The sequence below is a fragment of the Micromonospora tarapacensis genome (genome assembly GCF_019697375.1).
Lineage (GTDB): Bacteria > Actinomycetota > Actinomycetes > Mycobacteriales > Micromonosporaceae > Micromonospora > Micromonospora tarapacensis.
The window spans coordinates 5,493,786-5,518,246 of sequence record NZ_JAHCDI010000004.1; the positions used below are offsets into that span (position 1 = coordinate 5,493,786).

Genomic DNA, 24,461 nt, shown 5'->3' on the forward strand with positions numbered 1-24,461 from the left:
AGGGAGGACCCGGATGGACACCCCGTGGCCACGCGCTGCCGACCTGCCCGAACTGGGAGTAGGGGTCGGTCTACGAGCGGAGATGGAACAACAGATCGTCGAGCACCCGGACCAGATCGACTGGCTGGAACTCATCACCGAGGACTTCCTGGTCAACCCGCAACGGCGGGAGTCCATCCCTTCGTTGCGGGAACGGTTTCCACTCGTCCCGCACGGGGTCGAGTTGTCCATCGGCGGCATCGAACCGCTCGACGAGGCGTACCTCACCGCCCTTGCCTGCCTCGTCGCCGAGGTCGACGCGCCCTGGTGCAGCGACCACCTGTGCTACACCCGGGCGGGCGGCATCGCCCTCGGCGCGCTACTTCCCCTGCCCCGCACCGAGGAGGTAGTCGACCGCGTGGCCGCCCGAGTGCGCCGCATCCAGGAAACGGTCGGCGTGCCGTTCCTGCTGGAGAACATCAGCTCGTTCATCGACCTGCCGGGGGAGATGTCCGACGCCGAGTTCCTCACCGCGGTCGTCGAGCGGGCCGACTGCGGCATCCTGCTGGACCTGACCAACGTCTACAACAACGCCGTCAACCACGACTTCAACCCCATCGCCTACCTGGACGCCATCCCGTTGGGGCGCGTCGTCCAAGTCCACCTCGCCGGCGGCACCTGGGCCGGTGAGCTGCTGCAGGACAACCACCGGGCACCCGTACACACGCAGGTATGGGACCTGCTCCGGCACGTCGTGCCCACATCACCGCTGCGCGGCTTTTTGATCGAACGCGACGGCAAACTCCCCGACGACTTCCCCGAGGTGTTGGCCGACATCGCGCAAACCCGGCAGGTGCTCGCCACCACCGGCCAGGTGAGCAGGTGAGTACAGAAGCCGTCCAGATCGCCCTCGCGCGTCTGCTGGTCGACCCGCGACTTCGTCAACGCTGGACGACGGATCCCGGTGGCGCGTTGTCCGAGTTTCCCCTGACCGACCGCGAAGTCGCCATGCTGGCGGGAATCGACGCCCACCGGCTGGCATTCACCGCCGGTGGCATCACCCGCGCTCGCAGCCGGACACTGAAACGCATGTTCGCGACCACCCTACGGCGGGTGGGCGACGCGTCGATCGTTGACCGGATCGTGACCGGCTTCGTCGACGGCGACCTGCCGCTGGAGGGACGCAACGACGCCGACAAGTGGGTTGCCGAGGGCAAACGCTTCGTAGCCCATCTGGAACGACTGGCCGAAGATGGCACGGTCCCCTCCACTCTCGCCGGTCTGGCCCAGCTCGAATGGCTCCGCGCCGACCTGCGCTACAGCAGCGCCGCAGCGATCGCAGCGGCGGCGGCTGGGACAGGCCCCGCCCCGGGGCCAGAAGCCCAACTGAGGCTCGCCGCACATGTCCGAGTCGTCGAACTGCGCTCCGACGTACTGGCTTCCGCCGCGGGCCCTCCATCGGCTCAGGCCGGCACCGTGCATCTCGCATTGGTCCGCCGGCACCCGGACGGTCGCTCCGACGTCTTCCGGCTAAACTCCGCGGCCGCTGAGCTCTACCACCAGTGCGACGGCACCCGCTCCGTCGCCGACCTGACCGACGGCGATCCTGACCGGCAACGACAATTGACCGAAGCGGTAAGGGCAGGACTGCTGGTATCCGTGCGATGAGAGGTTCTCAGCACGGAGGCATTGATGGGTTATCCGTCCGACACAGCGGCCCCACATTTTGGCGCGTCACAGGTTGAGGCGGCCGACGTCGCCGTACCGGTCGCGATATGCGTCGCGGTCCAGTCCGGCGAGGTCGGTGAAGCCCTCGAACTGGCTGATCAGGCGTTGGGCGGGAGCGGGAACGGAACGTACAGGCGCCGGGCGGCGGCGTGTACCAACCAGTCTCCGTCCTGCCCTGCTTCGGGCTCACTGGTGCAGGTGGGCGCGCTGCCCTTCGCGGTCGAAGATCATGATCAGCTCGGCCGGTTTGTCAAGTGCTGTCATCGAGTGTGGTGTCATCGTCGAGAATTCGGCTGCCTCGCCCTTTTCGACTTCGATCTGCCGCTCACCGAGCCACAGCAGTACCCTGCCTTCGAGCACCAGGAACCAGTCGTACCCCGGGTGGACCCGCTGGGCCGGCATCGTCGCTTCGGGTTCCAGGCGGAGCTTGATCGCCATGGTGCGCCCGTCGACGCGGCTCAGTGGCCACGTGGTGCGCGAGCCCGAACGGTGCTGCACGGGGCGGATCACCACGTCCTCGTCGCTGGTTGCCTCGAAGAGGACGTCGAGGCTGACCTGTAGCGCGTTGGCCAGGGGCACGAGCACATCGAGGCTGAGCGTACGTTTGCCCGTCTCGATCCGGCTGATCGTCGACGGGCTGAGGTTGGTGCGCTCGGCGAGGTCGTCCAGGGAGTAGCCGAGCGTGGTGCGGAGGCTTCGCAGCCGGGTACGTGCCAAACGCTCCACGTCACTGCGGTCGCTCATCTTCTCAGCATGGGGGCTCCTTGCGAATCTTGCAAGATTCCTTTCATATGCCGTCAGGTGTTCCTACGCTTGACCCATGACCGAACATGCCCACGAAACCCCCGAACACCAACCACACCAGAGCATCAGCCGCAGGTGCGACGTCGCTGTCATCGGCGGATCAGCGGCCGGTCTGGCGGCCGCGCTGCAACTCGTTCGTCAGCGACGCTCGGTCATCGTCGTTGACGACGGCACGCCGCGGAATGCGCCGGCGGCGCACATGCATGGCTACCTCGGACGCGAGGGCATCCCGCCTGAGGCGATGCGGACCATCGGGCGGGAGGAGGTCCGTAGCTACGGCGGCAACGTCCTCACCGGCCGGGTCCTGGCGGTGCGGAAAGAGGACGACGGGTTCCACCTCGCACTCTCGGGCGGCCACGGCCTCGTCGCACGCCGGGTGTTGGCCGCGACCGGCATCGTTGATGAGCTTCCCGACATTGAGGGCCTCGCCGGGCGTTGGGGCCGTCAGGTGTTCAACTGTCCGTTCTGCCACGGCTGGGAGGTCCGCGACCTGCGGGTCGTACAGATCGTCACGACGGCGATCGGACTGCATCCGACCCACCTGATGCGGCACCTGACCGACCGGTTGACCGTGGTGCTGCATGACGCGACGGGGATCGACCCGGCCGCGGTGCAGACCCTCGTCGCCGCCGGGGTCCCGGTGGTCGAGAGTGCGGTGCGCCGGGTAGTCGACGCCGACCCGGACGGGTCGCTCGTCGTCGAGCTCGCCGACGGCCGCAGCCTGCCCGCCGACGCGATCCTCACCGGGGTCGGTTCGTTCCCCGGGTCGAGATGCTCGCCGGGCTCGGCGTCGACACCACGGCCCACCCCAGCGGACTCGGTAACCTCGTCGCGGTCGACCACACCGGACAAACCAGCGTGGCGGGCGTCTTCGCCGCCGGGAACCTGACGGACCCGAGCGCCCAGGTCCTGCAGTCCGCGGCGAACGGTAGCTGGATCGGCGCCCAGATCGCCCTCAGCCTCGCCGCCGAGGACACCACGGCCGGCATCCGCCCCTGCGGCGTCGCGATCGAGTGGGACAGCCGATACGGGGACCAGGAACGCGTGTGGAGCGCCAACCCGAACGGCACCCTCACCGCGGAGGTGACGGACCTGCCCCCCGGGCGGGCGCTCGACGTCGGCGCGGGTGAAGGAGCCGACGCCCTGTGGCTGGCCGAACGAGGCTGGCAGGTGACCGCCTCCGACGTCTCCAGCAGGGCACTCGACCGCCTCCTGGCCGAAGCGGAACGTCGCGGGCTCGACGTGCGTACGCTGCATCGCGACGCCAACGACCCCGCCGCCTTCGCAGCCGAGACCTACGACCTCGTCTCCCTGCAGTACGGTTCGTTCCAGCGCACCCCCGAGCAGCGCGGACTGCGCAACCTCCTCGACGCCGTGGCCGTCGGTGGGACGCTGCTCGTCGTCGGTCACGACCTGACCTGGCTCCAGCAGCCGTCGAACCCCGACGAGCAAACCCGCATGTACGACCCCGGGGCGTACGTCGGCATCGCCGAGATCACCGCCGAGATCACCGCTTCGGACGACTGGCGCATCGACGTGAACGAGACCCGCCCGCGCCCCCCGGGGGCGGTCAGCACGCACCACGTCAACGACGTCGTACTGCGCGCGGTCCGCCTTAAGTACCCCAAGGAGTAGGGCTGGCGATACGGAAGAAGGTAGGGGATCGGGTCCCTTCGTGCAGACTTCACGATCAATGCCTGCGGATGCGCGGGTTTGGGCCTTTCTGTTGTCCCGGCAGAACACGCCGGCGACCATGGAACGGACACGGCAGCGGTTCGGCCAGCACCTCGGCGTCTCGGATGTCACCGGTCAGTGGCGGGCCCGGGTTCGTGCGCAGCCCGAGCCGGGTCGCGGTGGGCGCTGGCTCTGGACCACCATCGAGGCGCAGCGCCTCGACAACTACCTACGGGATGCCAAGGCGGTCCGGAACCGGCTCGCGCACGGCGACGACCCGCAGACCGCGCCGAACGATTCCGGGACCCTGTATGACCGCAAGGACGGCAAGGCGTCCATCACGCTGATGTGGGTCGAGGGCTTCGTGCAGGCGGTACAGGACTTGGCCACGATCACCGCCCTCGAACTCACCGGAGAAACCACCTTGATCCCGGACTGGCCGGTGCCACCCCGTACCGAGGTCAGCGCAAACCCGCCCGCGCCGCCTTGGGCGGCGACCCCGTAGCGGCAACCCCTGCGCACGATCGCCGACCATCGCGATCGTCCGGCGATGACACACTGGCGATCGGGGCGCTGGCGATGATGCGGGGTGCTCCGTGGGTGCTCGGACGTCGGGGAACTCGCACGGACGCACCGGGACGTAGCCGGATCCGGGGCTCCATCAGGCACTCCGGATAAGTCGATAAGTATGGATGATGACGGTACGCAGGGCTAGGACCTGGGCGGATACACCGGGACGGGGCCGGACTGAACAGATTGCATTCGGACACAACCTAGGCTAGAGTCGATTTTGGATCACTCTAATTTCCACCTCGGACTACGGATCAGAAGGTTAGGGGTTCGAATCCCTTCGGGCGCACAAGATCATGAAGGGCCTGACCTGCCGGTATGGCGGTCAGGCCCTTCTTGTTGTCTGGCCCATGTGGACGGTGGGTGTCACGTGGGTGCGACGTGGGTGCAGGCCCGGAGACGGCCTTCTCGCGGGTTTGTCGGGACGTGACCTGCGGCTTTGTAGCCTGCTCGCGCTTCGGCCGGCACGGAGCACCTGTTTTTGGTTTCGTCGGCGCCGGGGTGCCGGCTTTGGGGCCGCGGTGGGGCCGGTTCTTGCGGGCGCTGGCTTTGATCTTTGTGCGGGTGCGGCGGGCGGCGTTGAGGACTAGTTGGGCGGTGGCGTCGGCGCAGCGGCGCTGGATTTGCGGCAGGACGCTGGTGTAGGTGTCGGCGGTGACCACGATGCTGGAGTGTCCGAGCAGGTCCTGCAGCGTTTTGAGGTCGGCGCCGGCTTGGTGGGCGAGGGACGCGGCGCCGTGGCGCAGGTCGTGCAGCCGGACTGGGGGCAGCCCGGCACGGCGGGAGAGGAGCCGGAAGCGGGTGGTGGCATAGTTCGGGTTGATCGGCAGCCCGTCGGCGCGGGTGAACACGTAGCCGGTGTCGGCCCATGGCGTGCCGTTCTCCGCCGCCTCCGCCTTTCGATCGTGCTCGTAGCGGCGGTGCACCCGCAGGATCCGTACGCTGCGTTTGTCCAGGGCAACCGCCCTGCGCCCGGCCGGGGTCTTCGGATTGCCCTCGACCACATGGTAGCCGGCCGTGGTCCGGTTCCGCTCGATGGTCAGGACGCCGCGGTCGAGGTCGATGTCGCTCCACCGCAGCCCGCACAGTTCGCCGCGGCGAAGTCCGCGCAGGCCGGCGAGCCACCAGAGGGCGAACAGGGGGTCGTCGTTGACGCTGCTGAGGAACTCGGTGAGCTGGTCGGCGGTCCAGACGGCCACGGCCGGCCGGGCGCCGGTCTGTTCCCAGGACTCGACGCGGGCGTCGGTCCAGACCTTGGCGTGGGGTTGCTGGTAGCCGGTGATCTCGATGTGCCGGGCCGGGTTGCAGTCCAGCACGCCTTCCTTGACCGCCAGGTTGAGGGCGGCCCGCAGGGTGGTGCGCAGGTGGTTCATCGCCGAGGCGGACTGCGGGCGGCCCTTGCTGTTCCTCGTCGCCGCTATTTGGGCGAACACGGTGCGCAGGAGCGGGGCGTCGAGGTCGGCGAGGCGGTAGCGGCCGAGCTGCGGGATGAGGACGGTGTCGACGTCGCGGTTGTAGTGGAAGCGGGTGGTGGGCCGGATCGTCTTGCGGTTGTCGAGCCAGTGCCGCAGCCACCGCTCGACCGTCCAGCCCTGAGCGGTGCGGTCCGCCGCGGTGCTGCTCAGCCATTCATCGCGGCCGTGACGGGCGGCGGCCTGCGATGGGTAGCCGCCACGACGGGCCCGCTCCCGCCGGCCGAGCAGATTCGTGGCGGAGCAGTGGAAGTACCAGGTGCCGTGCCCACGCTCCGACAGCCGGGGGCAGGACTGTTCCAGTCGCCGCCGTTGGTCGTCTCGGCACCCGCACCGTTTGAAGATCACACCTGACGTCGCCATGACCGTGCCCTTCTTGTGGAGTCACGTGTTCCACCGATGCCGGCTCACCTGCAGGTACGGGCTCGTCGATCGGCGCTCGCCACGTGCGCCTTCCGGCGATTCGCACACTGGCGGGGCGGCGGCCCGCCCGAGGGCCGGGTAGTGACTGTCGTCGAAGGCCGGAGCCCGCCTGCTGGGCATCTCCAGCGCGTCGAGGTCAGAGTCGATGGGCCACTGCTCCGGGCTTGCGGTCCACCATCTCGGAACTCTGGATTGCGATGCGAAGACGGGAAGCGATGCGCAAGCGAACGGGCTTGGCTGAGAGGCCGTTGGTGCTGGCGTCGCTGAACCCGCCGTTGGCCTCTTCGACGTGGGCGCCCCCAACGCGGTCCAGGACCGCCTACCGTTACTGGACGGCCGCCATGAACGTAAGGATCTCGTTCCCGTAGTCGTTGAGTACTGCTTCGGTTGCTGTCTTTTCGGGAACCGCTGGCGCGTGGACTGTAAGAGTCACCCATACCTTCGCGGTGCCGTGAACTGCTGCGAGGCGGTCGATGCGGGTGGTGATCTGGCCCCCCAAGTGTTCGCTCGGGCCTGTGACGGGCTCCCCGAACTGGATCCGTGCCTGGTCTCCTAGGCCGTCAAATGGCTGCGAGGATCCGGGCAGGGTGGCCTGGCCGTCCGAGGGCGTTGACGTATCGATTTGCACCTGGATCAGGGTGCGCCGATCTTTGTCAAATGCCGTCGCGAAACACCGCCGATGGTCCTTGCCAGCAGGTAGCGAGGGGATCGACCTGTACCTGGGGGGCGTTTCGGCGAGGTCAATCATCCAGCTGTGGTCGAGTCGCTCGCACAGGTCGTCGACCAGTTGGTAGGTCGGGGGTGTCGGCTCGGCTTGCACTGGGGCGGCCTGGTTGGCGCAGCCAGTCAGCAGGAGCGTAAGGGCGAGCGCGGAGACGTTCCGTCGGGCAGATGGTGTGAACACGCGCGAATCATGGCATGACGTAGTCCGATGGGTGGTCCCTTCTCAGGGGTGTGACCGATCCGCGTTGGTCGCGCCGGTGGCGTGTGTACTCGGTCTCGCCAACACCGTACGAGGAGACTCCTTGCGGTGCCCTCCACGCCAGCAGGCACGTTGGTGGCCAGGCGCGGCGGTGTCCGGTCTGCCTGATTGGCCTGCTTGGTGGCTCACGCCCTGCCCCGCTGATGAGGGATGCCGAGGGCTGGCGACCTCGACGCCACGGGCTAGGTTCGAACTCGGCCACACTGCGTTATGAGGGTGTGCGTAACGAGCGACGAAGTCCGGTTTGTGGTTGCAGCTTGTGACCGCTCTTTACATCGATCGTTCGACATCTTTACAGTTCGCGCATCGATCGGGCTTGATCACGGGGGTGCCGGGTGGCTGGCGTCTGCATGGCTGCGTCGCAGCGTTGGTGGATAGCGGCGTTGGTGCCGACATTGGTGGCGTCGATGCTGGCAGCGCCTACCCGGGCCCGGGCGGCGGCTCCGGAGCTGGCGACGGTGTGCCAGGACGAGCAGCCGGATGCCGCTGCTGCGGGGGCGATGGTCGGTGTATGTGGTCGGCGGGTGGAGATCCTCGCCGAGCGCACCGAGTGGTCGCAGATGTTCCTGAACGTCGACGGTTCGCGGACGTTGGAGCAGACCATCGAGCCGACGCGGGTGCGCAAGGGGAAGTCCTGGGCGCCGGTGGACACCACGCTGAAGGTGTCCGGTGAGGGGATCACGCCGCGCGCGACGGTGCTACCGATGGTCTTCTCGACCGGTGGCGACGCGCCGTTGGCCCGGATCCGGGACGGTGATCGGGAAGTGGCGATGACCTGGCCAGGTCGGTTGCCGGCGCCGGTGCTGGAGGGCGCGACGGCGGTCTACCGTGACGTCCTGCCGGATGTGGATCTGCGGGTCACCGCCCAGCCGATGGGCTTTTCCGAGGTGCTGGTGGTGAAGTCCCGCGAGGCGGCGACGAGCTCCGAACTGGCGTCGTTGAGGTTCGGGTTGGCGACCAAGGGTGTCACGGTGAGCGCGACGACGTCAGGTGGGTTGGCGGCCCGTGACGGCAAGGGTGCCACCGTGTTCGCCGCGCCGGCCCCGATGATGTGGGACTCCTCGGAGGCGTCGGAGACCGATTCGCTGGCCGGGCCGGCGGAGAAGCGTTCGCGTGCCACGAGTCCGCAGCGCAAGCCGAGTACCGCGCAGCAGCAGAGGCAGCTGGATGAGCAAGCGTCGGTGCAGGACAAGCCGAGCCGCGCCGAGATAGGAGAGACGGCACGGCGGGCGGTGATGCCGGTGCGGGTCGATGGTCAGGCGATGACGATCGTTCCCGACAAGAAGATGCTGGCCGACCCCCGGACGAAGCTGCCCATCTACATCGATCCGTCCTGGACCGGTGGGATCGCCAGCAACGCGTGGACGTCGGTGTGGAGCAAATACAAGTCGAGCTCGTTCTGGAAGAACTCGTCGGCGTTGAACAACGGGTCGACCTATGGTTCGGCGGGTGCCGGACGCACTGAGGACTGCTCCGGCTGCGCTGACCACATCATTCGGTCGTTGTTCCGGATGAACATCGCACGGGTGGCGGGCACGGAGGTCAGTAAGGCGGAGTTCCGCATCCAACAGCGACACGCGTGGACGTGTAGTCCGGTGAGCAACGCCAAGTTGTGGAAGACCGGGACGATCTCGTCGAGTACGACCTGGAACAACCAACCGACCTGGGACAGCAGCCGTACGGCGCAGGTGAAGGGCAACCGTAAGCACGGGGCCGCGCACGGCTGTCTTGGTACCGGCACCATCGAGTTCAACGTCACCACGATGGTGAAGGAGGCGGCCAAGAACCGGAAGTCGGATCTGACGGTGGGGCTGCGGGCGATCGACGAGGGCACCAAGAAGCAGTGGAAGAGGTTCAACCATTCTTCTCCGAAGCTCGCCATCACCTTCAACACGCGGGCGAACGCTCCGTCGGACCGGAAATCGGACGGTAAGGGCTGCGCGACGGGTGCGTCGCGGCCGTACGTGCTCACGGTCACGCCGCAGCTGTCCGTCAAGCACTCGGACCCGGACAAGGATCAGCAGTCGCTGAGGACTGACTTCCACTGGTGGCCGGTCGGTGGCGCACGTAACGACACCGACAAGGTGTCCTTCTCGGCGGGTAACCCGTCGCTGGCGTCGAAGGCGATCCCTGCCGGCAAATTGACCGACGGGCGCAGCTATGTGTGGCAGGCCCGCACGTGGGACGGCTCGCATCACGGTGACTGGTCCGGCACCTGTGAGTTCACCGTCGACGCGACACCGCCGCCACCGCCGACCGCCGTGGATTCCACCAACTACACCAATGACGGCGTTCCCCGCGGCGGTGTCGGCCTGTCCGGCACGTTCAACCTGACCGCGCCGACGACTCGTCCGTTCGAGGTGAAGGAGTACGCCTACAGCCTCGACTCCGGTGTGCTAACTGCGGCGAAGACCGTTCCGGCGCGGACGAGCGACTACGGCGCGTCGATCAGTGTGGCGCCGCGGCACGACGGCGTAAACATCCTCCACGTGTGGTCGAAGGACCATGCGGGACGTTTCTCCACCCCGGTGACGTACACCTTCACCGTCCGGGCCGGTTCCGGTCCTGCCGGCGAGTGGACGTTCGACGAGACGGGTACCACAGCCACGGACGACTCCGGCCACGGTAACGCCCTGACCATCGGTGCTTCGGCCTCGCGTGTCGCCGGCCGGTCCGGGCTCGGCACGGCGCTGTCCCTGCCGGGGAACACGGCGGCGAGCAAGACGGGCACGATCAACACCCCCCATCCGGACACCGGCGCGTCCACCCCGGTGCGGACCGACGCGAGCTTCACCGCCGCCGCCTGGGTCAAGATCAGTTCGTTGTCTGGTTCCGGCGCGCAGGCCGTGGTGAGTGCGAACGGTTCCCGCATGCCGGCCTACCACCTGGGTTATGTCGTCAGTAGCCAACGGTGGCGGTTCACCATGGCCACGGCCGACACCGACAACGCCCCGATGATCAGCGTGCACTCCAACGCCGCGCCCACGGCGGGCAAATGGACGCATCTGGCCGCCACCTTCGACGGGGCGTCCAAGAAGCTGACCCTGTATGTCAATGGAGTGGCGCAGACCGAGACCGTGACGTTGTCCGGCGGGTTCAACGCCACCAGCGACTTCTCCGTCGGCCGACGTAAGTGGAACGGCGGCTACGACAGCTTCTTCACCGGCGTCGTGGACGACGTGCGGTTCTACAACTTCGTCGAGACCGCGACCAACATCGCCAAACTCGCGGTGCCGCTACCACCAGCGGTCACCTTCCCCAACGGCAGCGAAGCCACCGCGGGCGGGCAACTGACGGTCAAATTCGACGCCGGCGGAGACACCAACGTCACCAAATTCCGGTACAGCATCGACGGCACCGGTCTGGGCAGCACCGTCAACGCCACCATCGCCGGCGGTACGGCGACCGTGACCGTCAACATCGGCAGCGGCCTCGGACCCCGCCCGGTATATGCGGTTGCCGTGGACGACGGGAACCGGGTCAGCGACATGACCACCGACGAGTTCACCGCACGGCCGGCGGCGAGCCTGTCCGGCACCGTGTGGAACGAGTACTTCATGCCGCAGGCCGATGTGGTGGTGCAGCTGCAACCGGGCGGCCACCAGGCCACCTCCGCCGCTGACGGCAGCTATGCCATGACCGGCTTCGCACCCGGCACGTACACGATCACCGCCACGCTCGGCGGCCGATGCGGCCTGTCGTTCAGCGCACCGCTGGAGATCGACGGGCAGGGCACGACGTACGACATCCTCCTGGCGGAGTTCCGCGACGATCTTGGACATACCTGCTCGGAGCAGACGACCACGTTCACGACGGCGTCCACCGCGCTGGCGTTGACCGGTGACGACGCGGTCGCTGCCGTGCCGTTGCCGTTCGCGTTCCCGTTCTACGGCGGGGCGTATCGCAGCGCCTGGGTGGATACCAACGGCCTGCTGACGTTCACCGATCCGGGCGGTTCACACCCGTACAGCGGTCAGCAGCCCACACCGGTGGCCCCGGCAGCTGCGGTGGCTCCGTTCTGGGACGATCTTGTCGTCGACGCCTCAGCGAGCGTGCGCACCGCGACCACCGGGTCCGGCGCCTCTCAACGGTTCGTGGTGGAGTGGCGCAACGTGCACCGCAAGGGCAACACCGGGCAGCGGGTGTCCTTCGCGACGGTCCTGGCCCCTGACGGCACCGTGACGACCAACTACGACCAGCTCGACAACGCCGCCGAACGCGGTGCCCACGCCATTGTCGGCATCGAGGCGGAGGACGGCCAGGACCGGTTGCGGTACTCGACCGCCGAGCCGGTACTGGCCAGCAGTCAGGCGATCACCTTCACCCGTCCCGAGTCGGAGGGGGAGTTGGAGCTGCACAGCCTGTCCGGCGCGCTGACCGACGCCGCCGGTGCCGCGGTGGTCGGTGCGACGGTCACTCTCGACCCGAGTGGGGTGAGCACCACGACCGGTGCGGGTGGCGCGTACAGCTTCACCGGCCTGGTCGCCGACAGCTACACGGTCAGTGTGCAGATGGCGGGCCGGTGTGGGGCGGTGGCGCGCAGCCAGGTCGAACTGTTCGCCGATGTGGTCCGTGACCTGAGGCTGGGTCCTGATTACGGCGGCTTCGGTTACGGCTGTAGCACGGGGCCGTCCGGGTTCGTGTCGGCGTCGACCGTGCTGGCGTTGACCGGTGACGACGCGGCCACCATGGTGACCCTGCCGTTCCCGGTGCGTTTCCATGGGGAGTCGCACACCAGCGGGCGGGTGCACACGAACGGTCTGGTGAGTTTCGGGCCGGTGTCGGGTGAGCCGGACACCTGGGTGAACCCGACGATGCCGACGGTGGCGGCACCCAACGCGGTCGTGGCGCCGTTCTGGGACGACTTCGAGGTCGACGCGTCGGCGAGCGTGCGGACCCAGACGCTGGGGACCGCCCCGAACCGGTCGTACGTGGTGGAGTGGCGCAACGTCGGGTTCCGGCCGACGAACGCGGAGCGGGTCACCTTCGAGGTGATCTTCCATGAGGATGGGCGGATCGCGTTCCACTACGGTGCCATGTCCACTCCCGTCCAGCAGGGCGCGGGTGCGACGGTGGGTCTGGAGAACGCCTCCGGGACAGTGGCAGCGCTGTACTCCTTCCAGGAGGCGGTGCTGACGGCGAACAGCTCGATCACCTACACCCCGGCACCTGCGGGGCCGGTGGAAGGGGTGCTCACCACGGCGGTGACCGGTAACCCGGTGGCCGGGGCGACGGTGACGCTGAACCCGGGCAACCGCAGCACCACCACCGCAGCCGACGGCAGTTACCAGTTCACCGCGGTGCCGGTGGGGGAGTACAAGGTCGCGGCAGCGACCGGTGACAACCGGTGTGCCGGCCAGTACGCCCGCGAGATCATCAACCACCCGGGCGGTGTTTCGGAGGTGGATCTGTCGGTGATGGTCGACGGCGACGAGTTCGGTTACAAGTGCACCACCGCGGCGCAGACGTTCGTTCCCGGCGACACCGTCGAGGGATGGCAGGGTGATGAGACGGTGTGGCAGAAGAACCCGCCGTTCCCGATCAAGCTCTACGGCGAGACGTACACCTCGGCGTGGATCAGCGCCAACGGCCTGATCAGCTTCAAGGACCCGGCGTACTTCGGGTGGATCGGTTCCTGGCCGGGCCCGATCCCGTCCCCGTTCCTGCCCGAGTCGCCCAACGGCGCGCCGAACGCCGCGGTCTACGTGCTCTGGGACGACTGGGTGGTCGACTCCCAGGCCCGGATCGCCACCAGGATCAGCGGCACTGCCCCGAACCGGCAGTGGGTCGTGGAGTGGCGCAACGTGCACATCTACGGCGACACCAGCACTCGCGCCACCTTCGAGGTCATCTTCAAGGAGAACGGCGAGATCACCCTCGCCTACGCCGACATCGATCCAGCTAAGTCGATCGAGCGTGGCGGTGAGGGCACCGTGGGCATCGAGAACGGCGACGGGTCCATCGGTTTCCAGTACCTGTTCCGCGAGCCGTGGCTTGCCAGTGGTCAGGGCGTCACGTTCACCCCCAACCCGCCTGGGCAGGGCAGCGTCGCCGGCACCGTCACCTGCGAAGGCACGCCGGTGGCCGGGGCCACGATCGCGGTGGCCGACAAGACGACCACCACCGCCGCCAACGGCACCTACCGCGTTGACGCCCTACCAGCGGGAAGTTGGGCCGTCATCGCCACCGTGCCCAGCGGAACATGCCGGGGCTCGGACGTACGCCAAGTGGTGGTCGGCACCAACACCCAGGCCAACGCCGACTACGGCCTGGCCGCCACCCCCGCCGGCGGCGGCTACCGGCTCGCTGAGCAACCCGTTACCTACACCCCCGCCAACGGCACCGTGCTGTCGCTCACCGGCGACGACGCCTACACCTCCATCGCTCTGCCGTTCCCGGTCGGCCTCTACGGGCAGACGTACACCACCGGCTGGGTCGACATCAACGGCCTGGTCAGCTTCATCAACCCCGGTAGATCCGCACCCGAAGCGTGGCCCATCCCGTCACCGGCCAGCCCCGGAGAACCCAACGCCGCCCTCTACCCGTTCTGGCACGACTGGGTCGTCGACAGCAACGCCAGCGTCCGCACCGCTGTGCGAGGCACCGCACCCCACCGGCAGTTCGTCGTCGAATGGCGCAACGTCCACTCCTACGAAGACCCCCGCACCCGCGTCACCTTCCAGGTGATCTTCGACGAAGCCGGCGGCTACAGCTTCGCCTACACCGACAACGACGGCACCTTCCTCGAACGCGGCGGCGGCGCCACCATCGGCATCGAAAACGCCGACGGCACCACCGCGATGCAGTACACCTACCGGCAACCCGTCCTGCGGCCCGGACTGGGCCTGCGGTTCACCGCACCCACCCCGTAAGCCGGCGACACACCGGCTCCCGCTACTCGCCCTGTCGCCCCTCGGACACCCCCGGAGGTCACCCGGTGACGCCGAACCGCCCCAGCCACGGCATGCTCACGATCACCCGCTCCCGTACCCGACGGCGAGCCATCGCCGTCGCGGCCGCCGTCGTGATGGCCGCCGGCCTCCTGCAGGTACCAGAACGGGCCGCGGTCGCCGCCGCCTACACGAAGCCGCCCATCACACCGGTGCCCGCCGTGCCGGTCACCGACGTCGCACCCGCCGGCGTCCCGCAGGCGCGCCTGAGCCGGGCCAGCGAAAAGCCGGCTCCGGTCTGGCCTGCCGCTGGTGCCGCCCGCATCGCGGTGGCCGCCGACGGCGGACCCGCACTCGGCAAACCGGGCGGCCTGCCCGTGCGGGCGACGACCAGCGACTCGACGATGCGACGGCTCGGCGCGCCACCACGACAGGTCGACGTCGAGGTGCTGGATCGGGCGACCACGACCAAGGGTGGAATCAAGGGTGTCCTGCTGCGGGCCGCGGCCAGGGACGCGAGCAGCGGAAAGCTGAACCTCAGCATCGACTACGGGTCATTCGCCACCGCCTACGGCGCCGACTGGGCCACCCGGCTCAGAATCGTCGCCGTACCCGAGTGCGCCCTGGCCACCCCGCAGCAGAAGCAGTGCGCGGCGACCCCGCTGGCGTCCACGAACAACCTGGCGACCCGTACGGTGTCCGCCGACGTGAGCGTCACGTCGCAGGCGTCGCTGTTCGCGGTGTCGGCTGCGGCCTCGGGTCCCGCCGGTGACTACAGCGCCACCCCGCTGCAGTCCTCATCGACCTGGTCGGCCGGCGGCAACAGCGGAGACTTCACCTGGTCCTACCCCATGCGCGTGCCGCCGGCACCGGGCGACCTCACCCCGCAGCTCGCGCTCGGCTATTCCGCCCAGTCCGTCGACGGCCGGCACGTCGCGAGCAACAACCAGCCGTCCTGGATGGGAGAAGGCTTCGAAGCCTGGCCCGGCGGTTACATCGAGCGTCGCTACCGCGCCTGCGCCAAGGACATGGACGGCAACGCCAACAACACCACCAAGACCGGCGACCTGTGCTGGGCAACGGACAACGCGGTGCTGTCGCTGGGCGGGCACTCCGGCGAGCTCATCTACAACGCCAGCGAACAGCGGTGGCACCTGCGCGCCGACGACGGCACTCGCATCCGACGCGAGACCGGCGCCACCAACGGCGACAACAACGGTGAACACTGGGTGGTCACCACCACCAACGGCATCGAGTACTGGTTCGGCCGGAACCGCCTGCCCGGCTGGACGTCGAACAAGCCGGTAACCAACTCGACCTGGACAGCTCCCGTCTTCGGTAACCACCCGGACGAGCCCTGCCACGCCACCACGTTCGCCAACTCGCACTGCGGGGGCGACAACCAGGCATGGCGGTGGAACCTCGACTACGTCGTCGACCTCAACGGCAACTCGATCTCCTACTGGTACGAGAAGGAAACCAACCGCTACGGCCGCAACCTCACCGCCACCGACGCCGCCCGCTACGACCGCGGCGGCTGGCTCGACAAGATCGAATATGGCACGCGCAACACCAACAACGTCGACTCGATCTTCTCCACGCCCGCCCCGATGCGCGTCGACTTCGCCGAGGCAGACCGCTGCAAGAGCAACTGCACCAACCACACCGAAACCACGTGGCCGGACACCCCGTGGGACAGCGAATGCACCGCGGCGCCCTGCACCGACAACCATTCGATCACGTTCTGGTCGACCAAGAGGCTGGCCAGCATCACCACCCAGGTCCGCAACGGCAGCGGCTACGACAACGTCGAGCGGTGGACCTTCACCCACGGCTTCCCGGACCCCGGTGACGGCACCCGAGCGGGTCTCTGGCTGGAGAAGATCTCCCACGCGGGGCTCGTCGGCACCACCAGCACCGTGCCGGACATCGAGTTCACGCCGGTTCAGAAGCCGAACCGGGTCGACGCGATCGGTGATCACTCGCCGGCGATGAACTGGATGCGGATCACCCGGATCCGCACCGAGACCGGCGGCACCATCAGCGTCAACTACTCCGACGCCGACTGCGTCGCCGGCCAACCGAAGCCGGCCCCGGCGGACAACAAGCGGCGGTGTTACCCGGTGATCTGGGAACCCGAAGGCTACAGCTCACCGGTCACCGACTGGTTCCACAAGTACGTCGTGACGACGATCTACGAGGCGGACAACACCGGCGGCGCCCCACCCCAGGGCAGCCCGCGCGTCGTCTACTCCTACAAGTACTTCGACGCCGCCTGGCACTACAACGACGACGACGGAATCATCGACAAGAAGGCCAAGACCTGGTCCGACTGGCGCGGCTACGGCCGAGTCGAAGTCACCACCGGTGATCCCGGCGAGCAGACCGCCACCGAGACCCGCTACTTCCAGGGCATGCACGGAGACCGGGCCTCCACCACCGTCGGTGACCGGCGCAGCGTCACGATCGACGGCATCACCGACCACGACTACTACGCCGGCATGGTCCGCGAGCAGAAAACCCTCAACGGCCCCGGCGGGCCGTCGGTGTCCCGGGTGACCAACGAACCCTGGGCATCCGCCGCCACCGCTACCCGAACCATCAACGGCGACACCGTCACCGCCCGATTCACCCGCATCGCCACCGTCCGCTCCTACACCGCCCTCGACGCAGGACGCGGCGAACGCGCCACCCGCACCACCACCAGCTACGACGCCTACGGCATGGCCACCACCATCGACGACTACGGCCACGACGGCGTCAACGGCGACGAACAATGCACCAAAGTGCACTACACACCACGCAACGGCGACATCTGGCTCATGGACCGGCCCCACCGCACGCAGACCTTCGCCGTCAAATGCGCCGACACCACCGGCACCCTCACCGAAAGCCAGGTCATCGGGGAGACCCGGACCTCCTACGACGGCAACTCCTTCGGCACCGCCCCCACCCGTGGCCTGACCACCCGCACGGAAGAGATGGCCACCTGGAACAGCGGCGCCCCCACGTTCACCACCACCGGCCAGGCCAGCTACGACGCCCACGGTCGCATCACCTCCTCACGCGACGCGATGAACTACGAGACCAAGACCGCCTACACCCCCCTCACCGGCGGACCAGTCACCTCGGTCAAGATCACCAACGCGATGCTGCACGACACCACCACGACGGTGTCACCGGCCTGGGGCTCGGTCACCAGCAGCGTCGACGCCAACGGCAAGCGCACCGACCTGGCCTTCGACGGACTCGGCCGCATCACCAAAGTCTGGCTAGCCGACCGCGACAAGGACACCGATCCGGCCAGCGTCGTCATGGACTACCGGATCAAGAACGCCGCCGCCAGCTACGTCGCCACCTCCCGGCTCAACGCCACCGGCGGCTACGTCACCTCCTACGCCCTCTACGACGGGCTGCTACGTCCCCGCCAGACCCAAGCACCCTCCCCGTCCGGAGGACGACTGCTCACCGAGACGTTCTACGACTCGGCCGGCCGGGAAAAGAAGGTCTTCGGCGCCTACCACACGACCGGAAACCCCAGCGGATCACTGGTCACCGCCACCGAACGGGCACTGGTGCCCACGCAGACCAGGACCGACTACGACGGCGCCGGGCGCGCCATCGCCAGCGTCTTCCAGCCGTACGACGTGGAACGGTGGCGAACCAAGACCTACTACGCGGGTGATCGTACCGACGTCACCCCACCCAACGGTGGTACCGCGACCTCCACCGTCACCGACGCCCGCGACCGGGTCGTCCAACTGCGCCAATACCACGGACCCGCGCCCACCCCGACCGTCGCCGGCAGCTGGGACACCACCACCTACACCTACAACCGCAAGGGCCAGACGGAACTCATCACCGACCCGGCCGGCAACTCCTGGGGATACACCTACGACCTGCGCGGACGGCAGGCTACGACCGAGGACCCCGACCGAGGCACCACCACCTTCACCTACGACAACGCCGGCCGGGTCAAGACCACCACCGACGCGCGACAAAAAACGATCGCCTTCGTGTACGACCCGCTCAACCGCAAACGCTTCGCCTACGACAACCAGGTCGGCGGCACCATGCGAGCCCAATGGATCTACGACACCCTCGCCAAGGGCCACCTGACCCAATCCACCCGCTTCCTCCCCGGCGGCGCCAACTACCAGGTCAAAGTCACCGGATACACCGACACCTACCAGCCCGAAGGCACGCAATACATCATCCCCACCTCCGAGACCGGCCTCGGCGGCACCTACAACTACACAAACACCTGGAACCCCGACGGCACCCTCGCCTCACTCAGCATGCCTTCGACCCGGTCCGACCTCGGCGCCGAAACACTGCTGTACAGCTACAGCGACCTGGGGCTGCCCACGACACTTGAGACGCTGACGGGTAGCACCACCACGAGTTACGTCGACGAAACGATCTACAACGCCCTCGGTCAGCTCGACCAGGTCGACCTGCACACAGGCAGCGGCGGACACGTCTGGCAGCGCTTCACCCGCGAACTGGAGACCGGCCGTCTCATCGGCATACGCACCGACCGCGACAGCGTCGCCCCGCACACCCTCGGCGACACCCGCTACACCTACGACCCCGCCGGCAACATCACCAAGATCGCCGACGTGGCACCCGACCCCGTCGACGACACCCAGTGCTTCACCTACGACTACCTCCGCCGGCTCACCCACGCCTGGACACCGACCTCAGGTGACTGCGCCGCCACCCGCAGCGCCGCCACCCTCGGCGGCCCGGCACCCTACTGGCACTCCTGGACGTTCGACGCCATCGGCAACCGGAAAAAGCACAACATCCACACCACCACCGGCGTCAGCACCACCGACTACCACTACCCCACCCCTGGGGCCGCCCGACCTCACGGGCTGACCTCCACCAGCGGCGCGAAAACCGGCACCTACACCTACAACGAAACCGGCGACACCCTCACCCGTCCCAGCCCATCAGGCACCCAAACCCTGACCTGGGACGCCGAAGGACTCCTCGAAACCGCCACCGACACCACCGGACAAACCCGCTACATCTACGACGCCGACGGCAACCGGATCATCCGCCGCGACCCCACCGGCGCCACCCTCTACCTCCCCGGCCAGGAAATCCGCTACACCAACGCCACCAGCGCGAACACCTGCACCCGCTACTACAGCCACGCCGGCAGGACCATCGCCTCCCGCACCGCCAGCGGACTTACCTGGCTCGCCGACGACCACCAAGGCACCCAAAGCCTCGCCATCGACGCGATCACCCAGGTCGCCACTACACGCCGCCAAACCCCCTATGGCGAGCCGCGTGGCAGCAGCCAACCCGCCTGGCCCAACCTCAAGGGATTCGTCAACGGCGACACCGAACCCACCGGCCTTACACGCCTCGGCGCACGCCATTACGACCCCGCCATCGGCCGCTTCATCTCCGTCGACCCCATCCAGGACATGGCCCAGCCACAGCAATGGCACGGCTACTCCTACGCCAACAACAACCCCATCACCCTCAGCGACCCCAGCGGCCTCTACGCCACCGGCGACAACGAAGGCCACGTCCGCGACATGAGCCCCAAACGCGGCGTCCACAAAATCGTCGACTACACCCCCAAAACCAAAAACTCAACTGAACCGCGGCCACCCATCGTCATCGTCCACACCCCGAACTACAAAGTGACTGTCGAAGACGACGGCAAGGTATATGTCAACAGCTATCCGGTGCCCCCCGGCATCAGCGGCACCAAGGTTGCCAAGCTGCTCGGGGAATGGTGTGACGCTGCCGGAGAGCAGTGTAACGATCACTTCTACTGTGGAACGGTCCTCGTTTGTGAAGACATTTATTCAGATCAAGCGTCGGTCAATGCCCTCTACAGCATATGTAGCACCGGAGAATGCGGCCACTCCGTCCGCATCGCCATCACTGACGACAACATCCTCATCAACATGTTGGCTGATGGTCTTTTCGAGGCTGGCGGCGGTGCAGCGCCGGGGGCAAGAGGCGCCATGGCTGGCGCGGGCGGCCGGGCTGGATACAAGGCGAAACTGTCTGCCTGTAAAAGCTCGAGCAGTTTTGTGGGTGGCACCCGCGTTCTGATGGCAGACGGCTCTACGAAGCCGATCGAAGACGTCATGGTAGGCGACCTCATACTTGCTGCCGATCCCGAAAGCGGATTTGTAGGCAAACGTTTGGTAACGCACGTGATCAACAGCGAAGGGTCAAAGGAGCTCGTCGCTATCACTGTTGCTACCGGAACACATTCCGGGTCCGCTGACGAGGTCGTCGCGACAGAGAACCACCCCTTCTGGCTTGAAAAACACCGACGGTGGGTCAAGGCCAAAGACCTGCGCCCCGGCGACCTGTTGAGGACCTCTGCTGGGACCTACGTTCAGGTGACGAGCCTGCGTACTTGGAGCCAGCAGCAGGCCGTTCACAACCTTACCGTTGCCGACATCCACACGTACCATGTGCTCGCCGGTAACGCGCCAGTTCTCGTGCACAACACGGGTGGGCCATCTAGTCCAGCCGCGGGTGCTGCTGGTACTCAAATGCTTATCAATGACCTCCAAGCCCGTGGATACGTGATTCGAGGCACGGAGATTAGTATGACAGCAGCAAACGGCGTTAATGTGCGATTCGATGTCGTGGCGGAAAAAAATGGTGTGCTATCGGTGTACGATGCCAAAAACGGTCCCTCGGCCGGCTTTACCAAGAACCAGGGCGCTCGTGGCGGTTATGCGGCGGTCGAAACGCACGGGGGCACCTTCTACGGTCCGAACGCTCAGAAGGCTGGCCTCGCTGGTACCTCGGTGGGGCCGACACGTGTGAACATCGCAGGGTTTGGGGGCTATCGTCACTGCTGACGTGAGGGGTGATGAGATGACTGACTTGGAGAAGTCTAGCCAGGATGCTTGCGCATCCGCCTTGAGGCAGTACGGCTTCGTGTCTAAGCGCCGTGGCATCCTCTTGCAACCGCAAGATGTCAAAGACGTGACCGGTTGGCTCGGCCTGAATCTGGCAACATGGGGGTTGCCTGCCAAGTTGCAGATAAATCCGGTCGTTGGTGCAAGGCACGTTCCACTTGAGAAGGCGCTAGTCGATTTAGCCGGTTGGAAAGCGCCGGTCGTGTGCGTGGCAAAACCTCTAGGCTACTTGATGCCGCAGAACGCATTTGCGCAATGGGACTTCCCGGCAGACGGGGACCCTGCCCCGGTGGCGGAGGATTTGGCGGCGGCTGTCGCCCGCTACGGTCAGCCGTTTATCGACACGTGGGTAAACTGGAACACGTTCTCAACCAACATCGCCGATTCAGGGCTCCTGCTCGACAATCATAGGTTTTTGGTTCTCCCGGTGGTTTTCGCGTTGAATGGGGACCGCAGGCGCGCAGATTCGCTAATTGTTCAGGAGTTAGACCGGATCGGCGACGCCTCAGATGTCTATTCGAAGTCGTATCGTGTGTTCGCCCAGAAATTCGCAGCAAGGCGATTCTAATGGATCGCGGCGCGATGCTCCTTGCTGAGTTCGGGGCGCACCGACACGGCGAACCGGACCGCAGGCGACCGGTCCACCGCCAGTCGGGCGACGAGAGCCCGAGATCGGCGGCGACCTGTGTCGGTGGTGATTCGGCTGGCCGTAGTCGGGCGCGTAGGTCCTGCGGCAGCGGTAGGAGGGTCTGTGGATCTGAAGTGCTTCCGGCCTGACCTGCCGGGCGTCGTGCCTGGTGAGGAGGGCGCCGTGATGACCGCGAACTGAACGACCAGACCGGACGTAAGAAGCGGCCCGAGCCGTCGGCGGAGGCGAAGACCGCCGCCGAGCTGGCCCGGGCGGCGAAGGAGCAGGGCTTGTCGGTGACCGGCCAGGGCGGGCTGCTGAAGCAGTTGACCAAGACGGTCCTGGAGACCGCGTTGAACGAGGAGGTGACCGAGCACCTCGGCTAAAAACACGACCAGGCCGGCGTCGGCTCGGGCAACATTCGCACGGCACCCGGCCGAAGACCGTGCGGACCGACACGACCGGGCCGGTGCAGATCGACCGCGCCGGCACCTTCGAGCCGCAGATCGTTCGCAAGCGGCAACGGCACCTGTCCGGCGTCGACGAGGTCGTGTTGTCGCTGTATGCCAAGGGTTTGACGACCGGGGAGAGTGCGCCGTGAGGCGCTGTTGGATTGTGTGGAGGTGAGAGACCTTCTCCGTCGGGCCGTCGCAGCGGTCTGGCGAAGCTGGGGGCAGCCTGATCCGGGAGGTGCCGGGGAGGGTGGCAAGCGGCCCTGACAACGCCGGGGCGTGTCAGCACTGCCAGATGGTGCGGGTCCGGCTAGCGAATCGGAAAGGCATACGCGAGGAACCGGCGTTTACGTCTCCTAAGTGGTCACCGGCTCGAACCTGGCGGATCTGGGCCGGTCGCGGTGCGCACCTGCTCTTTCAGACGGGCGGGGAACTTCTGAGCGGGGATTTTCACCTCCGCAGGGAGGCCATGGTGAAGGTCTGCGGCGTAGCCGTGGCGATGCCGCGGGGACAAAGTCGGGTGCCTCCTTCGATGAGCGATCCAGCAGTGAACACGGGAACCGTCCGGCGGCGGGTCCCGACGGCGGGCAGCCAGTCCGATGGTCGGGATAGGCACATCGTCTGCTGAACGCGTCGGGCGGGGCGGAGCCGTCGTAGTACTCCGAGGTCGGGAGAGCCGACCACATGGGGAAGGACGGCAGCGGTTTCGAGAAGGAAGGACGCTGTAATGCCGAAAGACGCGCCACTGAACGGCGGCGCTCCACCGGAACACGTCCGTGAGGACGGGTTCGGGTGGGTATCGGGGATGCAGACCAAGCTTCACCGTTGGGCTGCGGCTGATCCTGGCCGCAGGTTCGACGACCTGTTCAACCTCGTGCACGACCCGGCGACGCTGATCGTGGCGTTCGAGCGGGTCGCGGGCAATACCGGGGCGCGGACTGCCGGTTCGGACGGCCTCACGGTTGCCCGGATCGAACGGGAGATCGGCGTCCCGGCGTTCCTGGACGACATCAGGTCAGCGGTCAAGGACGGTTCTTTTCGTCCGCAGCCGGTGCGGGAACGCAAGATCCCCAAGCCGGGTGGGTCGGGCAAGGTCCGCAAGCTGGGCATCCCGACCGTTGCTGACCGGGTCGTGCAGGCCGCCCTGAAACTCGTCCTGGAACCCATCTTCGAGGCCGATTTCGAGCCGGTCTCGTTCGGGTTCCGGCCCAACCGGCGAGCACACGACGCGATCGCCGACATCCACCTGTTCGGCAGCCGAGGCTACCGCTGGGTGCTGGATGCCGACATCGAGGCGTGCTTCGACACGATTGATCACACGGCCCTGATGGACCGGGTGCGGCATCGGGTCAAGGACAAGCGTGTGCTCGCGCTGGTCAAAGCGTTCCTCAAGGCCGGGGTCCTCACGGAGCTCGGCGAGGAACGCGACACCCCGACCGGCACACCGCAAGGGGGCATCCTGTCACCGCTGCTGGCCAACATCGCGTTGAGTGTGCTCGATGAGCACCTGCACCGTGAGTGGAAGCCCGGCGGGCGGATGTCGACGGACAATCGGCGCCACTATCGACGTGATCGGGGGCAGGCGACGTGGCGACTGGTCCGCTACGCGGACGACTTCGTCGTCATGGTGTTCGGCACCCGAGATCACGTCGAGGCGCTGCGCGAGGACGTCGCGGCCGTGCTCGCTCCGCTGGGACTGCGACTGTCGCCGTCCAAGACGCGGATCGTGAGTGTGCCACGCGCGCAGAGGGAGAGGTTGGGATGTAGGTAGGAGACCTCGATCGATGTGCTGCTGCGTGGAAGATGAAGGATTGTGGCCCTTCGGCATCGCCCTTCGGGGGGTGGTGTCAAACCGCCTCATGCTGCGTTGGCTGAAGACCGGCGTGGTGAGCGATGAGGAAAAGGCGCCGTGAGAGGTGTCAGGTGGGAATCGGGAAGGCGAGCG

Annotated in this window: 12 protein-coding genes and 1 pseudogene; 10 read left to right on the top strand and 3 right to left on the bottom strand. The window is 67.0% G+C overall.

The features are described from left to right. The first annotated feature begins 13 nt into the window (after positions 1-13). Together KIF24_RS31370 and KIF24_RS31375 are read left to right on the top strand one after the other, a co-directional pair. The gene (locus tag KIF24_RS31370) at positions 14-865 is read left to right on the top strand and encodes a DUF692 domain-containing protein (RefSeq protein ID WP_221087108.1); all 852 of its coding nucleotides are present in this window, start codon (positions 14-16) and stop codon (positions 863-865) included. Then, the gene (locus KIF24_RS31375) at positions 862-1,647 is read left to right on the top strand and encodes a hypothetical protein (protein WP_221087109.1); all 786 of its coding nucleotides are present in this window, start codon (positions 862-864) and stop codon (positions 1,645-1,647) included. The genes KIF24_RS31370 and KIF24_RS31375 overlap by 4 nt, the downstream gene beginning before the upstream one ends. 246 nt (positions 1,648-1,893) lie before the next feature. Here KIF24_RS31375 and KIF24_RS31380 read toward each other — a convergent pair whose 3' ends face one another. After that, positions 1,894-2,451 (bottom strand): helix-turn-helix domain-containing protein, encoded by a 558-nt coding sequence (locus KIF24_RS31380; RefSeq protein WP_221087110.1) that lies wholly within the window; start codon positions 2,449-2,451, stop codon positions 1,894-1,896. A gap of 76 nt (positions 2,452-2,527) precedes the next feature. Between KIF24_RS31380 and KIF24_RS31385 the strand changes: the two genes are divergently transcribed. From KIF24_RS31385 to KIF24_RS31395, 3 genes are all read left to right on the top strand, one after another. Next, positions 2,528-3,400, top strand: a complete 873-nt coding sequence (locus tag KIF24_RS31385; RefSeq protein WP_221087111.1) for an FAD-dependent oxidoreductase — start codon at positions 2,528-2,530, stop codon at positions 3,398-3,400. Beyond that, the gene (locus tag KIF24_RS31390) at positions 3,370-4,146 is read left to right on the top strand and encodes a class I SAM-dependent methyltransferase (protein WP_331461342.1); all 777 of its coding nucleotides are present in this window, start codon (positions 3,370-3,372) and stop codon (positions 4,144-4,146) included. Before KIF24_RS31385 ends, KIF24_RS31390 begins: the two co-directional genes overlap by 31 nt. 118 nt (positions 4,147-4,264) lie before the next feature. Continuing rightward, positions 4,265-4,690: a hypothetical protein gene (locus KIF24_RS31395; RefSeq protein ID WP_221087112.1), complete on the top strand. Its 426-nt coding sequence runs from the start codon at positions 4,265-4,267 to the stop codon at positions 4,688-4,690. A 319-nt stretch (positions 4,691-5,009) separates the two neighbouring features. On the opposite strand, the gene KIF24_RS31400 is transcribed toward KIF24_RS31395, so the two are convergent. Both KIF24_RS31400 and KIF24_RS31405 read right to left on the bottom strand, forming a co-directional pair. Further along, positions 5,010-6,509, bottom strand: a complete 1,500-nt coding sequence (locus tag KIF24_RS31400) for a tyrosine-type recombinase/integrase (RefSeq protein ID WP_221087648.1) — start codon at positions 6,507-6,509, stop codon at positions 5,010-5,012. Positions 6,510-6,975: 466 nt separating this feature from the next. Then, positions 6,976-7,554, bottom strand: coding sequence for a hypothetical protein (locus KIF24_RS31405; protein ID WP_221087113.1), 579 nt, complete (start codon positions 7,552-7,554; stop codon positions 6,976-6,978). 485 nt (positions 7,555-8,039) lie between these two features. Here KIF24_RS31405 and KIF24_RS31410 point away from each other — a divergent pair, with 485 nt between their 5' ends. The 5 genes and pseudogenes from KIF24_RS31410 to KIF24_RS31430 all read left to right on the top strand — a co-directional run bounded on the left by KIF24_RS31410 (position 8,040) and on the right by KIF24_RS31430 (position 24,287). After that, positions 8,040-14,504 (top strand): carboxypeptidase regulatory-like domain-containing protein, encoded by a 6,465-nt coding sequence (locus KIF24_RS31410; protein WP_221087114.1) that lies wholly within the window; start codon positions 8,040-8,042, stop codon positions 14,502-14,504. A 155-nt stretch (positions 14,505-14,659) separates the two neighbouring features. Then, positions 14,660-21,376: a polymorphic toxin-type HINT domain-containing protein gene (locus KIF24_RS31415; protein WP_331461343.1), complete on the top strand. Its 6,717-nt coding sequence runs from the start codon at positions 14,660-14,662 to the stop codon at positions 21,374-21,376. Between the two features lie 16 nt (positions 21,377-21,392). After that, the gene (locus KIF24_RS31420; protein WP_221087115.1) at positions 21,393-22,004 is read left to right on the top strand and encodes a hypothetical protein; all 612 of its coding nucleotides are present in this window, start codon (positions 21,393-21,395) and stop codon (positions 22,002-22,004) included. Positions 22,005-22,261: 257 nt separating this feature from the next. After that, a pseudogene (locus KIF24_RS31425) lies at positions 22,262-22,653 on the top strand (transposase); the annotation flags it as partial. Positions 22,654-23,390: 737 nt separating this feature from the next. Next, a complete protein-coding gene (locus KIF24_RS31430; protein WP_331461344.1) occupies positions 23,391-24,287 on the top strand; it encodes a reverse transcriptase domain-containing protein in 897 nt (298 codons plus the stop codon). Positions 24,288-24,461 lie beyond the last annotated feature (174 nt).

What these genes read in the sequence shown, in the direction of transcription:
- KIF24_RS31370 (WP_221087108.1), top strand. Translation starts at nt 14, where the DNA reads ATGGACACCCCGTGGCCACGCGCTGCCGACCTGCCCGAACTGGGAGTA.
- KIF24_RS31380 (WP_221087110.1), bottom strand. Translation starts at nt 2,451, where the DNA reads ATGAGCGACCGCAGTGACGTGGAGCGTTTGGCACGTACCCGGCTGCGA.
- KIF24_RS31385 (WP_221087111.1), top strand. Translation starts at nt 2,528, where the DNA reads ATGACCGAACATGCCCACGAAACCCCCGAACACCAACCACACCAGAGC.
- KIF24_RS31395 (WP_221087112.1), top strand. Translation starts at nt 4,265, where the DNA reads ATGGAACGGACACGGCAGCGGTTCGGCCAGCACCTCGGCGTCTCGGAT.
- KIF24_RS31410 (WP_221087114.1), top strand. Translation starts at nt 8,040, where the DNA reads ATGCTGGCAGCGCCTACCCGGGCCCGGGCGGCGGCTCCGGAGCTGGCG.
- KIF24_RS31415 (WP_331461343.1), top strand. Translation starts at nt 14,660, where the DNA reads ATGGCCGCCGGCCTCCTGCAGGTACCAGAACGGGCCGCGGTCGCCGCC.
- KIF24_RS31420 (WP_221087115.1), top strand. Translation starts at nt 21,393, where the DNA reads ATGACTGACTTGGAGAAGTCTAGCCAGGATGCTTGCGCATCCGCCTTG.